At 33.5% G+C, this 16773-nt stretch carries 13 protein-coding genes; 2 read left to right on the top strand and 11 right to left on the bottom strand.

Annotated features, from left to right (window positions below; all coding sequences use genetic code 11):
* Positions 1-21 precede the first annotated feature (21 nt).
* The 5 genes from FEM21_RS13245 to FEM21_RS13225 form a co-directional block, all read right to left on the bottom strand.
* A complete protein-coding gene (locus FEM21_RS13245) occupies positions 22-312 on the bottom strand; it encodes a helix-turn-helix transcriptional regulator (protein WP_035661259.1) in 291 nt (96 codons plus the stop codon).
* Positions 302-655 (bottom strand): type II toxin-antitoxin system RelE/ParE family toxin, encoded by a 354-nt coding sequence (locus FEM21_RS13240; protein ID WP_035661197.1) that lies wholly within the window; start codon positions 653-655, stop codon positions 302-304. The genes FEM21_RS13245 and FEM21_RS13240 overlap by 11 nt, the downstream gene beginning before the upstream one ends.
* A 202-nt stretch (positions 656-857) precedes the next feature.
* Positions 858-1916, bottom strand: coding sequence for a phytase (locus FEM21_RS13235; protein ID WP_035661194.1), 1059 nt, complete (start codon positions 1914-1916; stop codon positions 858-860).
* 70 nt (positions 1917-1986) lie between these two features.
* A complete protein-coding gene (locus tag FEM21_RS13230) occupies positions 1987-4797 on the bottom strand; it encodes a TonB-dependent receptor (protein WP_035661192.1) in 2811 nt (936 codons plus the stop codon).
* A 142-nt stretch (positions 4798-4939) separates the two neighbouring features.
* Positions 4940-6013 carry an AraC family transcriptional regulator gene (locus FEM21_RS13225; RefSeq protein WP_081824704.1) on the bottom strand — a complete coding sequence of 358 codons (1074 nt, stop codon included), beginning with the start codon at positions 6011-6013 and terminating at the stop codon, positions 4940-4942.
* Between the two features lie 140 nt (positions 6014-6153).
* Between FEM21_RS13225 and FEM21_RS13220 the strand changes: the two genes are divergently transcribed.
* Complete coding sequence (locus FEM21_RS13220) at positions 6154-8430, top strand: TonB-dependent receptor plug domain-containing protein (protein ID WP_051627600.1); 2277 nt, start codon at positions 6154-6156, stop codon at positions 8428-8430.
* Between the two features lie 18 nt (positions 8431-8448).
* Positions 8449-9843, top strand: coding sequence for a hypothetical protein (locus FEM21_RS13215; RefSeq protein WP_035661188.1), 1395 nt, complete (start codon positions 8449-8451; stop codon positions 9841-9843).
* 163 nt (positions 9844-10006) lie between these two features.
* Here FEM21_RS13215 and FEM21_RS13210 read toward each other — a convergent pair whose 3' ends face one another.
* From FEM21_RS13210 to FEM21_RS13185, 6 genes are all read right to left on the bottom strand, one after another.
* Entirely contained in the window at positions 10007-10684 is a 678-nt protein-coding gene (locus FEM21_RS13210) for a PH domain-containing protein (protein WP_035661185.1), read from the bottom strand.
* Between the two features lie 193 nt (positions 10685-10877).
* The gene (locus FEM21_RS13205) at positions 10878-12446 is read right to left on the bottom strand and encodes a sodium:solute symporter (protein WP_035661182.1); all 1569 of its coding nucleotides are present in this window, start codon (positions 12444-12446) and stop codon (positions 10878-10880) included.
* Positions 12447-12457: 11 nt separating this feature from the next.
* Positions 12458-13609, bottom strand: a complete 1152-nt coding sequence (locus FEM21_RS13200; protein WP_035661179.1) for a four-carbon acid sugar kinase family protein — start codon at positions 13607-13609, stop codon at positions 12458-12460.
* Between the two features lie 3 nt (positions 13610-13612).
* Positions 13613-14653, bottom strand: coding sequence for a 4-hydroxythreonine-4-phosphate dehydrogenase PdxA (gene pdxA / locus FEM21_RS13195; protein WP_035661175.1), 1041 nt, complete (start codon positions 14651-14653; stop codon positions 13613-13615).
* Positions 14653-15579 (bottom strand): dihydrodipicolinate synthase family protein, encoded by a 927-nt coding sequence (locus FEM21_RS13190; RefSeq protein WP_035661172.1) that lies wholly within the window; start codon positions 15577-15579, stop codon positions 14653-14655. The genes pdxA and FEM21_RS13190 overlap by 1 nt, the downstream gene beginning before the upstream one ends.
* Positions 15580-15586: 7 nt before the next feature.
* Positions 15587-16729 carry an iron-containing alcohol dehydrogenase gene (locus FEM21_RS13185; protein WP_035661168.1) on the bottom strand — a complete coding sequence of 381 codons (1143 nt, stop codon included), beginning with the start codon at positions 16727-16729 and terminating at the stop codon, positions 15587-15589.
* Positions 16730-16773: the final 44 nt, after the last annotated feature.

The raw sequence follows: 16773 nt of genomic DNA, 5'->3' as shown, positions 1-16773 counted from the left end.
GAATAATTTATTAAACCTTATTTATATTTCAATCTGAATTGTAACCTTTCCGCCTAATCCTTTTTCAACGATATCATACAAGGTTTTTAGCGTCAAATTACTTCCGTTATTTTCAATTCTAGAAATATATTCTCGTTTCTTGTCGACAAGTTCTCCAAGCTCCGATTGTGTTAAATGTTTTTCTTCACGTGCTTTTTTTAATTGCAAACCTATTTTGAAACCACTAAAATCTCTTTCGAGTTCATCACGTCTTTCGGTTCCTTTTTTTCCGTAAACATTATCTTTAATTTCTTTCCAGCTTTTAGTTTCCATTTTCATTTGATTTTTCTTGATAATACTGATTCATTAATCGTAATGCTTTTTCAAGCTCATTTTTTGGCGTCTTTTGCGTTTTCTTCTGAAAACCATTGAGAAGAATTACCAATTTTCCATTATCGAAAAAACAAAAAACTCTCCAAATGTTTGAAGCCAACTGTATTCTTGCTTCATAAAGTCCATTTGTTCCTTCCATCGATTTCAAATAATTAGAAGGGACACGTTCAAGAGTTTCAATAGCTTCAATAATTTTAAATATCTTATCCTGAACTTTCCTCGGTTGTGCCATAAGAAAATCTTCAAAATAATTTTTATAAGCTATAACTTCTCGCACTTTCATTTTACAAAAGTAACTTAAAAGTCACTATTCCACAATTTTATTTACATCATTTTTTAATACTACCCAACAGAAGAGAGAGTAATAAAAAAATCGCCTCTTTTATTGCTAAAAGAGGCGATGGTAGAGTTTAGTTAGAAAACCCTTTCAGAGTTTGAAACTCTAGAAGGATTGAGTATAGAGTTTGTTTGTGTAGAAATAAAAATTACTTCTTAGCCTGATCAATCAGTTGCTGAATGCTGTCCCAGTTGTAATAATGAAACGTCATTCCGTTGCTCATAGCTACAAAAAGTCCGTTTTTAAATTGCCCACCTAAGCTTACATTGGTTACATCGGCACCATCGCATTCAATGGTTGAAGTTGGAATTTCGGCTAATAATGGATATTCATTTGAGTTTCCATTTGCTCCTTCTCTTGGATACACCATAAAAGTATTGGCTTGCTGGTTAGATACCAAAATATAACCTTCGGTTGCTGATTTTTTGTAAATAGCAATTCCTTCATTGTCTGCCTTAAAGTCTTTTTGACCAAAAAGCGCTAATTCATTATCGTTTTTAGCAGCCGGATCAGCAATATACTTTCTAATTCCAAATTGCTCATCGCAATATAAAATAGTCCCTAATTCGTTATCCACAGCAATGGCTTCGATTTCTTTTTTACCGCTGTAGTTACCAAATTTACGCACTATCGTTGCACCTGCTTTTCCGTTGCCTGCATCGGTCAATTCGTACTGCCATAAATAACTTCCTGAAGGACCGTTTTTTCGACCTACAACAGCAAAAATCTTTTTGTCGCTTGGGCGAGTGTACAATGCAATCCCCATTGGTCCGCGCATTTCTTCTCCTTCAAAAACCGGAATTCCGCCGTTGTCTATTGGTTCTAGATCAGGTAAACTAAAAATACGAATGCTATTTGTTTCACGTTCGGTAGTTACGGCAACATCTACTTTTTTACCATTGATTACTAATCCGTAAGCGATATCAACATTGTTAGGTCTTTGTAACGGAATGGATTTCTTGATGATTTTTCCCGCCAAATCAAACGCATACAATCCGCCATCAGTATCTTTATCTGTTCCTACAATAATGCTTTTTGTCGCATCTATAGGATGAATCCAGATCGAAGGATCATCTGTATCATGAGGTAATTTCTGGGTAACAACATCCGGTTTTAAAGCGTCTTTTCGAATAGGTGCTAAAGAACTTCCACAAGAATTTAATGTTAATGCTGCAATTACAGCCGCAACGATATGTCTATTTTTCATTGATTATTATATATGTAACAACAGGACAAAAAATGTCCTGTTGCTAAGTTAATTCTATTTTTGTTTAGTACTAAAAGTCAAATTTCAATCCGAAATTAAAACGTGCCTGATAGTATTCTACTTGTTTTGTATTAGCTGCTAAACCTTGGTAGTAACGTAACGGCTGGTTTGTCAAGTTATTTGCTTCGGCAAAAAGACGAATGTGTGGCGTAATTTTGTAAGCCGCATTAGCATCTAAGAAAAATTGCTTGTCATAATAACTATCCTGATAGCTGTCAGCTCCTAATTCGTCTAAATAATCAGCAGCAAAATTTGTTGAAACCCTTGCAGAGAAACGTTTGTTTTCCCAAGACAATGAACCATTGAACATGTGTGGTGCAGTTCCCGGAAGACTAACATTTGTTCTTTCGTTTCCACTCTCATCAGCAATTCCTTTAGCCTCTGATTTTGTGTAAGTATAGTTCAAATAAATTCCAAATCCTTTTAAAAATTTACTTTCGAAGAAATCTAACTGACGTTGGAAAGCAACTTCAAATCCGTAAACATCTACGCTTTTTCCGTTTCTTGACTGTACAAATGACCAGTTTTGACCTGTTGGGATTGGGTTAGCCTGATTTGGGAAATCAGCAGCAAACTTAGCAGTAGTATATTGGTTATCGCTATAGTTGTAAATGAAATCATTTAATCTTTTGTAGAAAACACCTCCAGAAATCAAACCAACGGATTTGAAATAATTCTCAGCCATGAAATCATAGTTGTAAGAGTAAGTAGCATCAAGATCGGGATTTCCAGCAGTAATTTCTCTATCGGCAGCAATGTTGTTTACAAACGGAGCCAAAGCATAATAATTAGGTCTTGCTAAAGCTGTAGTTGCAGCAGCTCTTAAAATCAAATCTGGTGTAGCATTGTACTGGAATGAAATACTTGGTAAAAGATTAGTATAATTATTTTTTGTAGTGATTTCTCCTTCTAATTCTTCTTCGTCCAATACACGATTTCCTGTGTAATTGATATGAGTAGTTTCTGAACGGAAACCTAACACCATTGATAATTTATCATTAAAATCCTGATCCCATCTTACATAAGCGGCATAGATATTTTCTTTTGCATTGTAATTTACAGCTAAGAATTCAGCCGGATCTGATGTTTTGTCGAATAATGAAGCATTGTTCAAATCTAAATTTCCTAAGAAACTTGCTGAAGCAAAAGTTCCCGGTACATATTTATCTCCCGGATTGTATCCTTTCCCGTCAAAAAAGCTAGTTGGAACATTAGACAACAAATCCATATTGCTATTTGTTGGTTCGTAAGTAAAGAAGTTATTATTTCTCATTTTTTCTTTCATACGAAGTCTAAGACCTGTTCTGAATCTTCCTTTTTCTTCAGGAATAATAGTAAAAGGAATACGGATATTTACTTTGGCTCCAAATTCACTTTCTGAAGTATCATCGGTATTTTCAGAAGCCGAATCAAATGCTAACAGATTTAATGCTTCTCCACCTGAAGTTACTAAAGGAAATTTGCTTTCTGAAAAATCCTGAAAAATATCCACTCCTTTTTGACGGTACTCGATATAACGCTCTTCCGGACGGTATTCTCTTGCTTTAGAATAATTAGCAGACCAATCTAAATCTAATTTCGAATTAATCAAATGCTCACCACGTAATGAATAGTTTTGAACCGTTTGTCTTTCTAACCTTCTGTTTTTATTTCTGTTGTTGTCAATACCACCTTTAGTTTGACGTCTTGCACGACCTTCAAAACCTACAATATTTTCACCATTGTAAATCGCTTCGATATCATCATACGTTGTTCTGAAACGGTTTTCTCTATCATCTCTCCAGTTGTAAATAGCATTAGCAAAAATGGTATTGTTATCATCAAATTTATAATCTAATGCAAGCGAAGTACTTCTACGAATACGTTGTACATCGTATTTTCTAATTTCGGCAGCCTGAATGAATTCGTTACCAAAATCATCTTTTACCCATTCGTTTTCTACGTTATCTGAACCGTAATCTACATTATTATAAGAGCCACTAAAAACAGCTCCTAATTTGTCATTGAAAAAACGGTTACCATAAACTAAACCTGCAGTGTAAGAAGCTTTGTCACGAATAGGTAAATAACCTCCTGCTACTGTAGCCGAGATTCTTTCCCCATTAGGAGTCGCTCTTGTAATTAAGTTTACTGATCCTCCAATAGCATCAGCATCCATATCTGATGTTAATGTTTTATTCACTTCGATAGTCGAAATCATATCCGATGGAATCAAGTCCATTTGTACATTTCTGTTATCTCCTTCTGCAGATGGAATTCTGTCTCCATTTAATGTAACAGAGTTTAATGATGGAGCTAAACCTCTAATGATGATGTTTCTTGCTTCACCCTGGTCATTTTGCATAGTAACACCAGGAACACGTTTTAAGGCATCCCCAATATTAGCATCCGGAAAACGTCCTACCTGGTCTGAAGAAATTACGTTTCCAATATTTTTATTATGTTTTTGTTGATTTAAAGCTTTGGCTTGTCCTTTTAATATATCACCAACAACCACTTCGTTTAATTCTGTTCCTGAAGTTACAAGCGCAAAATTATGAACTGAGTTTGTTCCCTTGCTTACTGTAAGTGTAGTTGAACCAGCAGCATATCCTATATAAGTAACTTTTACGGTATAAGAACCTTCCTGAACATTTAAGAATTCATAACGCCCATTGTAGTCAGAAACGGTATATTTATTCATTCCTTCTAACTGAAGCATTGCACCTGGTAATGGCATTTTATCTACCGCATCTAATACTTTTCCTGATATTACGCCATTTTGGGCATAACCTACCAGAGCCAGTAAAAAAAATAACATTACAAAATAATTTTTTCTCATTGTGTTTATTTTAATTAAATTTTGAGGCAAAACTAAACCTCAAGCATTAACTAAAACCCTGAAAAAAATTAAGCTATTGTTATCAATCCCCAGAACGAATTGTGTTTTAATAACAATAAGCTAACATTTTGTATTTAAAAAACTACACTAAATAACATTCGAAAGAAAGAATATCTAAATAAAAAGTATCAAAAAAGTTCCAGTATAAAAGGTATATTTTTGTACCAATATTGATTTTCCTGAAACTCGCCGGAGTAAATCCATAGAAAAATTTAAATGCCGCCGAAAAGTGAGATACATCTTTATAACCGCATTTATAAGCCACCTCACCTACGTTTGAAGTCTCATTTTTAAATAAGTCCTTAGCATATTCCATTCTTAGTTGAGTTACATAACTTTTAATTGTAGTTTTAAAACAAGTCTTGAAACCTTTCTTTAATTTGAATTCATTCAGCGAAATTAATCTCGCAAGTTCCGGAAGCGATGGTGCATTAGTAAAGTTTTTTTCCAAAATTAATTTGGCTTTCATCAACTTACTTAAATCTTCCTCTCCTATTTGTTCTGTATTTTTAGGTTTTTCGATCAAAGAATCCAATTGAAAAATCAGCAATTCTTTGATTTTGGCTTCCAAATACATTTTTTTCATCGAACCTTCGTAAGTACATTTTTTTATTTCGTGAATAATCCATTGTATTCCTGAATTGAATGGAGCATATTTAGGAGTTAAATAACCTGTTTTTTTCTCGATGATATTTTTAGAGAATTTTTTATGAATTCCCCAATCTTCATTAATCATTTTCGAATAAAACTCAGGAGACAAAATAATAGACAGATAATTTATTTCTTCTAAGGCCGGAATTTTAAACGTTGCATTCAGTCTGGAAGCATATAAGATATTATGAGTGTTCTCAATAGAATATTCATCTTCCTCCACCTGATCAATATGAGATTCTAAATTGTTGGAAAAAATAAAGTTCATTACTATTGCTTCCCCAATCATCTCTGTTTTAATGATTTGTTCTTGTGCGAAAAACATCTTTGTATCAACAATCAAAATTCCCTCAGCAATCAGGTTATTAATCGTGATTTGCTCTACATCATCCTCTTTTATAGCGGTCTTTTCTTCAACAAAATGACTTTTCTGATTGTAATCCCAATCAGTTTCTATTACTGTAATGGGATTTTCCCGTCCTACAATACTCGATTTAAATTTCACAATAATAATCCGTTTTTACAAAGTAATAATCCGTTTTTCCCTATCTCTTTCATCTATTGAGAGACTATTTTTGCACAAATTTATTTATAATAAATCTAATTAAGTATAGTTTTTTAATAAAAAAACATATTATCCTAGTAATGAACACAAAACTACCTTATTACGTGTTATTTTTCCTGCTTTCAGTTTCTGTTTTTTCACAGGAAACAAAAAATAATGAAAAAGCACAAAAAGAACAGAAAAAAGAAAAACCAGCGAAAAAAGATCCTGAAGAAGCAGAAGAACTACACGATGTAAGCGTTAAAGGAAAATCAAAAAAGCAAAAAGTTGAAACTTCCGGATTTGCAGTAGCCATTATAGAAACTAAAGAAGCATCGTTAAGAAACCTAACCACTAACGAATTATTAGACCGATCAGTAGGTGTACGTGTAAGACAAAACGGAGGAATAGGTTCTAATGTTGAATACAACCTTAATGGAATGTCCGGAAGTACTGTTGGAATATTTTTAGATGGAATAGAAGTTTCAACTTTTGGACAATCTTTCAACTTAAATAACATACCTCCTTCTATGATTGAACGTATAGAAGTGTACAAAGGTGTATTACCTTCTCATTTGACAGGAGATTATGTAGGCGGTGCTATCAATGTAGTATTGAAAAAAGATGTATCACAAAACAATGCAACAGCTGCTGTTTCTTATGGTTCATTCAATACGTTTCAATCTGATCTTAGTGTAATGCTTCGTGAAAAAAAATCAGGTCTTTCTTTTAGAGGTTCAGGTGCTTACATCTATACAGACAACAGCTATGAAACCTGGGGTCACTCATCAACATATGTAAATGAATTCCAGCAAATTATAAGAAATTATAAGGTTAAACGATTTAACAATACTTATAAAAACATAGCAGGACGTTTTGAAGTAGGTTTCACTGACACTAAATGGGCTGATCAATTTTTTATTGGGTATAACGGATCGAGCAATTATACTGAAATCCCACACGGAATCACAATGTCGGTACCTTATGTAGGTCGATTTAATGAAACTGAAGCTCATGCATTTATACTAAACTATAACAAGAAAAATTTCTTAACAAAAGATTTAACCTTAAGTGTTATTGCAGCACGAAGCGAACGCAGTACCTATTTACAGGATACCGTAGGTTGGGCCTACAATTGGAATGGTAAAATAAGAGAAGCCATTGTAAATGAAGAAATTGTACAATTACGTACAAAAGATGGAGGACAGCAAGGAAAAAAAGTTATCTCAAATATAGATAGAAAGGTAATTAATGCCCGTACTAATCTGGGATATATGATTACCGATGGTCATAGGGCCTCTCTGAATCATAAAATTGAAGGAACTAGCAGAATAGAAGAGGATTTATTGACACCTGGTGCTAGTGATTTAGCTACAGAAAGTGATATTTATAAAAATATTATTTCAATGAATTATGAGGCGGAAACTTTCAATAGAAAATTAAAAACTAATATTTTAGGAAAGTATACAATCAATCGTACCAACGATTTACGCAAAAGAATCATAACTACAGATGGAGTAAATTCTATTGCTGAAGAGATTAATTCTACCACTGACAGCAATTTTGGCTATGGCGGTACAATATCTTATAATGTAATTTCTGATGTATTTCTTATTGGGTCAACAGAAAACTCATACATAATGCCAGATGAAATTCAACTTTTTGGTGATCCTTCTAGAAACATATTACCTAATCTCCAACTGAAAGGAGAAAGATATATCAATTACAATTTAGGATTTCGTTGGAATCCATCAAATTTTGGTAAACACAAAATATCTCTTTATGCTAATGCATTTTGGCGTAATGGTTATGATAAAATTACTATCCAGACTGTAGCTGATGCAGATATTAAAGATGAATCAGGTGCAGATATACAAGTTTCAAGATATGTAAATCTTCAAAGAACACAGGCAAGAGGATTTGAAGCTGAAATTATTTACATCTATAATAATCGATTAAACACTTCTTTTAATATTTCAAAATTCAATAATCTTGATAAAAGTGAATTCGATGAAAAAGGGAGACCAAATAGATATTATAATCATCAGGTAATTAACGAGCCTTTTTTTACGATGAACATGAATATGCAATATACTTTTAAGAATCTTTTTCAGAAGAAATCGACATTAAGCACTTACTATAATGCTGGATATGTAGGCGAATATTTCACCGTTAGAGGGCAACCTCAATTTTCTATAACACCAACTCAGTTTTCACATGATTTAGGATTAAGTTATCGTTTCCCTGCTCAAAAATTAGTTGCTAGTATAGACGTAAAAAACATACTTAATGCAGAAGTATATGATAATTTTCAAATACAAAAACCAGGTAGAGGTATCTACTTCAAATTAAATTACACTTTTAGTAAATTTTTATAATCAAATTAAATTAATATCATGAAAAAAAATCTATTTAGAATAGCATTATTGAGTACTGTTATTGCAGGTCTGACATTAGGAAGCTGTAATAATGATGATAACAACAACGATTCTGGAAACAATGGTGGAGATGATGGAACTCGTTGGATTACTTTAACTGGATCTTTTCCAGATGCTGGTGGAACTGCAGGAAACGGAGGCACTCGTGCTTATGCTATAACTCAAGAAAATGCAGCTGATCCAAATTATGAAGTTGATCTTTTTAAAATGGAAGGTGAAAAATATGTAAATGGTTTTGCCCTAAAATCAAGTCGTACTGCTCGTGTTCAAGCTTCGGAAGATGGTAAATTCTTATACAACATACAATATACTGGAACAGAAGGTGGAGTATTTAATAAATACAAAGTAAATGGTGAAGGTAAATATGAAGAAGTAGGGTTTGAATTAAATACTGCAACAATTTTAGGAACATCTCCACGCTGGGTAAAAGCAGCTGAAGGTATTGGTGTTGGAGTTTCTTTCGGTGAAGCATTAGATCCTTACACAGGAACAGCACCTAATTATAAATACCGTCATCCAAAAGGTACAATAAAAATTGCCAATATCGATTTAAATAGTACTGCCATTACAAATACAGGTAGTATCAATATCGAACTTGGAACTGAATTAGAAGCTAAAGGATATCATGTATGGAGAGCTGATGTACCTGTATTGAATCAAGATAAAACTAAACTTTATATTGGTTTAGGTATTAGAAGACATAACGTTAATGGTACAGTAACTACAAATACAACTAGTGGTGCTATAAATGGATGGCAATTATCTACTGAAGTAAGAGATTTAGGTACTGTTACTTATGTAGTAGATTATCCAAGATTAACAAATGCTAAAATTATTATTTCTAATAACAGTAAGATTGACAATTTAGGATACCGTACATTAACACAATATGTTGGTACTGATGGAAATCTTTACCAAGCAACCGCTACTTCTGGTCCAGATATCTTACGTATTAGTAAAGCAACTGGTGAATATGATCAAAATTACCACTTTAATTTAAATACTGCTTTAAGTATTACTGGAGCTCAAATTAAAGCATGGAGATATATTAAAGATGGACTTGCTGTAGTATTATACACAACATCAAGTGCTACAGGTGGGTACGTTGCTTTAATAAATTTAAATGATAAAACTGCAACTAAATTAACTACAGAAATTGAAACAGACGCAGCATTAGCTTCTACATTTGGTCAATTCCAAAACATAGGTCTTGTTGGAGACAATGTATATCTTCCGTTAACTCCTTCAGGAAAAGATGGTAATATTTATATCATAAATACTAAAACAAAAGAAATTAAAAAAGGAGCAAAATTAAAAACTGCTACAGGAAGTTTCTTCTTAGGAGCTTACTAATAAAAAAGCAGGCTGAGTTAGGGAAACAGCTGCTAATCCGAAATTATTTTAGTGCAATCTGATTTAATTTCTCCCTATTTATTTATCATAACACTAAAACCCCGACAAATTGAGAACTTGCCGGGGTTTTTAATTTTTATCGTCCTAAAAAGTTGACTATTCCTTACATCAAACTCAGAATTTCTTTTTTGAAAGCGTCGTATTCGCCTTGTAAAATTAATCCGTTATCAAGGAGTTTTTTATAGTTTTGTAATTTCTCAAAAAGCTCATCCTGCGACAAACCTTTTAGATCATTGTCTTTTGAAGCTTCGTTAGCTACAAATACAGGCGGAGTTGTCGGAAGAATTTCGGCAAAATCATTTACTTCTTCGGTTTCTACCTCTTCAATTTCGTCTTCAATAATGGAAACTTCTTCAGGAATTATAGTTGTATTAGAAACAGCTGTGTTTTTTAATAAATCCAATTGTTCCTTAGCAAAAGTATAAATCTTTCTAGCCTGAATTTTTGGAATATAATCAATAGAAACCGTAATATCTGTTTTAGTTGAAAAAGAAAACTCTGAACCCAAAATGTTTTCTTTTACAAAAGTACCTTCTATCTGATCCCAGGTATAATCAACAAAATCCATTGATAATCCTAAATTCTTAGGCTGACAGATAATAATTCTTTTATTGGTTAAAACAATACTATCCGGAAAAACTGTAATTGCCGGTTTTTTTTGGACACCAATATAACCTATTTCTTCATTTTTCATCAACAAATCATTCAGCTTTGAAGTGATTTTTTCAATGGCTTTTGGATCTTGCTCTTCGTTTAAAAATTTCTTTATTTGATCTTTCATTATTTAGCTAATATTATTTTTACTGACTGGATAATCATTTGTTTTACAACACAAAAGTAAAATCAAATTTCATAAATAGAAGTTAATTATTCTAACTTTAATTTCTAATTATTTTGATAAAAATACACAAAAAAGTCTTAGCTATTTTATTCCAAATAACTAAGACTTTTGATTTTTACTTTCATTATTAAAGTTATATTAACCCTTTTCTTTTTTTATCTAAATAGCCATAATACGTAAGATTATTAGGCACCTCAGCTTTTGGAAAAAAATAACTAGCCCCCCAGCCTACAAAAAACAATATAATATGACTATACACGCCTAACATGTATTTATGCTGTGTAAAATTATAAAAACCTAAATCTAAAAGAAGTTCTCTATGAGTTCCATGATCTGTAAAAGTCGAAGTCAACAAAGCATAACTTGTAAAGATTACACAAGCTATAATACCTATATACAGCCCTTGTTTATTAGCACGATTCACAAAAAGTCCTAATAACAACATTCCTGCAATTCCACCGGAAAAAATGGCATATAGCATAAAAACGGTAGATAATATCCCTATTTCATCATCTAATTTTATATAAATAGTAGCAATAGAAATGGCTCCCAAACCTGCAATAACAACTAATAATTTACCAAAATTAAGCTGTTGTCTTCCTGAACTATTTGGATTCAATCGTTTATAATAATCATCTACTCCTACAGCTGCGAGAGAATTCAAATCGGCATCTAAACTGGAAATTCCAGCAGCAATAAGTGCCGATAATATTAGTCCAACTAATCCTGGCGGTAATTGTGTTGTTATAAAAAACGGAAAAACGGCATCCGGGTCTATTCCAACTGGTAAATCTAAATTATTGATGGCATAAAACGAAAACAAGGCTGTCCCTATAAACATAAACAAAGCCCATATAGGCACTGTAATGGCTATTCCTATTATAGATCCTCTTATAGCTTCTTTATCGGATTTTGCGGTAAGATAACGCTGCACAATAGTTTGATCGGCTCCATATTTTTGAATAGCATAAAATATTCCATTAACACACATTACCCAAAAAGTAAGGTTTACAAAATCGAAATCATAGGGTCCAAATCCTATTTTATCCTGATTAATGGCATGATTTAAAATCGCTCCGAGTCCGCCATCAGTTTTAAAAATAATAACTCCTATTGCTAATAATCCTCCTAAAATAAGTAAAAATCCCTGAATAACGTCTAACCAAATTACAGCTTCCATTCCTCCTAAAAGTGTAATCAATATAATCGAAATTCCGATGACCCAAAGAATAGTCATCGAATCGATTCCTGTCATAGAATTTAAGGCTAATGACAATAAGAATAATACCGAGCCCATTTTAGAAAAATGAGCGAAAATAAACCCTATTGAACCATAAACTCTTGCAAGATAGCCGAATCTTTTTTCGAAATATTCATAGGCACTTAACCCAATTACATTTCGATACAAAGGCACAATAAACCGTATGGAGAAAAAAAGCACAACAGGTACCATAAAACCCTGGATAAGCAATATCCAATTGGAATTATAACCCTCACCCGGATAAGCTAAAAATGTTACACTACTAATTAATGTTGCAAAAATGGACATTCCAATAGCCCAGGCAGGAATATTCCCTCCTGCTGCAAAATATTGTTGTGTATTAGTATTTTTTCCAGAATATCTTACTCCCACTCCTAACGTAACTAATAATGATATGATTATTATCAAATAGTCAATAAAGTGTAACGAAGATTCATTCATGCTTTATAGTTTTAAAATTTCCAGACCGAATCAGTCCATTGATAGCTTCCTGGCTTTAATGTTAGATGCATTTTAGTTGTTTGCTCAATTTCCATCCTTATAACACCCTGAGATAGTTCCTGTTCCGGATAGAACTTTTTATATCCCAGATGTTCAATTATAGAATAAGCCGTTGCCCCTCCTTCTATCAATAACTCTTCCAAAGTTACTTTTTCGAGTATCTTTTTTATCAACACTCCAAATATATAACTAATTTTATTAGAAACGTTTTCTACATCTTTACATTCTAATTCGTCAATAGCTATAACAACTTTATCTTTTTTCTGAATAATTTTCACAATTTCATTGGCCCATTTTTGTATCACATTTTCATAATCAATATTATTAAAAATGGTACTTGGCATATAAGAAACCGAAGCTCCGTTTTCTTTAGCCCTCTTCACTACTGCCCTGCTAGGCTGATAATTACTCCCGCATAGATACAAAGCTTTTTTTCCAAATACGAGGGAAGATAATTCTTTTTTTTGTTCTGATTTAATTTTTTTCAAAATCGCATCAAAAAAGCCTGCACCTCCCGCCGGAAGCATTGTTTCATCAAGAAGATTAGCCCATCCCATTAAATCTTCATTAGTTGGAGTATTGCCAATTATAAAACCTTTGTTAGGTAATTCCTGTCCGAGTGAAACTGAAAATGATTGTTCTTTATAATCCTTCCCAATCATATCTAATACACTTGAAGTTGTCCCTTTAGCAAAATCATTATTAAAAAAATTAGATTCCATTAACGGAATTTCATTAATATAATAAATACCATTTACCACTGTTCGTTTCAACAAAGGATTAGCAGGAACTAATAACACTTTTTTCTTTGCGGATATTTCTAGTTGGGCAGTCAATTCGTCTCCAACTTTTCCCCTGAGTAAGGAATCTGTTTTTTTATAAATAAAATCAGGCTTTAGTGCCAATAATTCTTTGGTAACTTGCTGGATTTGCTTCTGAGCTTCCGTTTTATCCAAGGATCTTGTATTAGTAGCGATTACTAAAACTTCACAGTCGTAATTTGAATTTACGCTGGTATCTATCGTAACCGAAAATCCGTTACGAATACCAATCCCGCCTATCTCGGCAGCTCCTGTAAAGTCATCTGATATAACCGCTATCATTTACTAATTATTATTTTTATTCTTGTGCAATCTTGCTGCATATTCTATCGCAAGAACCATCGCATCTGGACTTGCAATACCTTGTCCGGCAATTTCCATAGCTGTTCCATGATCTACTGATGTTCGAATAATAGGCAAACCCAATGTTATATTTACACCTTTTACGCTTTTCATTCTTCCTTTGGACTGATCCCAATTAAAACCTACCGTTTTAAACGGAATATGCCCCTGGTCGTGGTACATCGCCACACAGCCATCATACATTCCGCCTACTGCTTTTGAGAATAAAGTATCGGCAGGAATGGGGCCTTCAACATTAAATCCTTTTTTTAGTGCTTCCTGAACCGCCGGATAAATTTCCTGCTCTTCTTCATAACCAAAAAGACCTCCATCACTCGCATGCGGATTTAATCCTGCGACACCAATTTTAGGTTTTGTAATTCCTAACTTTTTACACGCTTCGTCAATAAGAGAAATACATTCCAGAATCCTGTCTTTTTTGACCAAATCACAAGCCTGTCTCAAAGAAACATGGGTTGAAACATGAATAACTCTTAGATTTTCTTCCACCAATAACATTCCGTATTTTTTAGTATTGGTATAATGAGCATAAATCTCCGTATGACCTGCAAAAACATGCCCTGCTTTTTGAATCGATTCTTTATGAATAGGCCCCGTAACTGTTCCTTCAATTTCTCCAGCGAGAGCCAATTCGATATTTTTAACTACTGTTTTAAAAGCCACATCCCCTGCTTCGGCTGTAATTTCGCCCAACTTTAAATCGGCGATATTCATTAAATTCAAATCAAAAACATCAGCAAATCCTTTTTCAAATTTAGCGTCGGCAATTTTCGAAATTCGGTTTACTTTTAAATCCAATCCACAAAACTGAATTGCTTGCTCGAAAACAGCAGCTTCACCTACCAAAACAGGTCGGCTCACTTCATAAACTTTAGGGTCTAACAATGCCTTTACAGCAACTTCGGGTCCTATACTTGCAGGATCTCCCATTGTTATCCCTAAAATTGGCTTTACATTCTTCATTATATACTGTTCAGGCTTTTTAGATTGCTTCCGTAATTGTTTATTTTTTCTGTTGCCAATTTTTCTTCTGCTGCATTTACAGCAATCATTGGCAATAAAACTTCTTTGGTAATCAAATTATATTTTGATAATAAATATTTCAAAATTGGAATTGAGTTGCACAAAATTTGATTCTCCTGATATATTTTCGAAATAGCATCACTTTTTACTTGTGCTTTTTGTGCCAAAGCATTGTTTCCATCAAAAACACTTTGATAAATCGTATGGTACAATTGCGGTGTTAAATTTCCTGTACTTGGCACTAATCCGTCAGCTCCAAGCAACATAGCTTCATACGATTTAGCTGCCCAACCCAATAAATAAGAAAAATCTGATCTGTTTTTCCAAAGACTGATTGCTTTTTCCATTCTTTCTTCTCCTCTTTCAGATTCTTTGTAACCAACAATATTAGGATGTTGACTCAACTGGTCGGCAATTTCTAAATCAATAGACATATTAGTCGTCATTGGCATATTATAAACAATAAGCGGCAACGACACCGCCGATGCTAACTGATTAAAATAATTTAAAATATGGTTTTGACTTAACGGATAATAATACGGAACGTGAGCCACAAGAACATCAACTCCTAAATCAGTAAACGCCTTTGCCTGATCTAAAGATTCCTGAAAACAATTCCCGGCAATTCCAGCATAAATGGTAGCTTTTCCTTTAGCAACTTCAACTGTTTTTTTAACTAATGCTATTTTATTTTCGAAAGAAACAGAACTCGATTCTCCGGTTGTTCCCAGTACAAATGGATGACAGCCTCCATCAATTAAATGATTTACAAGAACAGTTACTGCGTTTAAATCAATATTCAAATCCGTACCAAAAGGCGTAACCATTGGCACAACAACTCCGTGATATTTTTTACTATTTTTCATTTATTTACTAAAAAGCTGATTTATAAATTGCAACCGCATCGTCTACAGCAATTTCTCTTATATTATTTTTCAATAATCGCTGCACTTTCACGGCTTCCTCGGCTAATTTAGCAATTGATTCTTCTTTTACTGCGGTCTGACTCAAAGAAATTGGCAATCCACAATCGACAATCAATTTTTTTAATATTTCTACTCCTTCTAAGGCTGTTTCTTTCGAATTGTTTTTCTTTTCAGCACCTAAAACCTCAGCAATACGTTCGTATTTATCGGGATTAGTTTCGATATTAAATTCCATTACATGAGGCAGTAACAATGCATTTGACAGTCCGTGCGAAATATGATATTCAACACCTAAGGGATAAGACAAAGCATGTACGGCAGCAGTATTTACAGGACCCAGGCACATTCCGCCATACAAACTTCCTAATGCAACCTGAGTTCTTGCTGCTATATCATTTCCATTATCGCAGGCTCTTTTTAAATATTTTGCAATTAAGCGTACGCCTTCCAGGGCATATAAATCGACAAAAGGATGCGAAAATTTATTGGTATAAGCTTCTAAACAATGCGTTAAGGCATCGATTCCTGTTGCTGCTGTAACGTCTTTTGGCATAGAAATCGTCAAAAGAGGATCGATATAGGCAGCATCTGCAACCAGATACGGACTTATAACACCTACTTTTTCTCCTTGATCATTAACAAAAATGGCATTGGGAGAAACTTCGCTTCCGGTTCCCGAAGTTGTAGGAACACAAACCACATAAGTTTGTCTTTCTTTAAGATTTCCAATTCCTTTTATTTCTTCTAAAGTTTGTGTATTTTTTAACTGAGCAGCAACTAATTTAGCCACATCCAGCACACTTCCACCTCCAATACCAACAATACTGTCAGCATTAAAAGTCTTTGCTTTTTCTAAAACTTTACTAAAATCCTCAAATGTGGGTTCTTTTACTATGGATAAATCCATTTCAATTGCAATTCCTTCCGATTGTAAACTTTCCAGAAAAGGTTTTAAAGCATCCTGTATCTCAGTAATAGTTACTAAAAACATCCGCTTATATCCTTTTTCTATAAAATCGCTTACAAACCGCTGAATGCTTCCCTCCCCAAAAACAACACGATTAGGATTTAAAATCACAATTTCTTTCATTCGTTTCCTTTTTACATAAACCGCTACAAACCAAATAAATGACC

Origin of the sequence: Flavobacterium seoulense (genome assembly GCF_000695795.1) — a bacterium.
GTDB lineage: Bacteria > Bacteroidota > Bacteroidia > Flavobacteriales > Flavobacteriaceae > Flavobacterium > Flavobacterium seoulense.
This window is presented reverse-complemented; position numbering and strand designations above follow the sequence as displayed.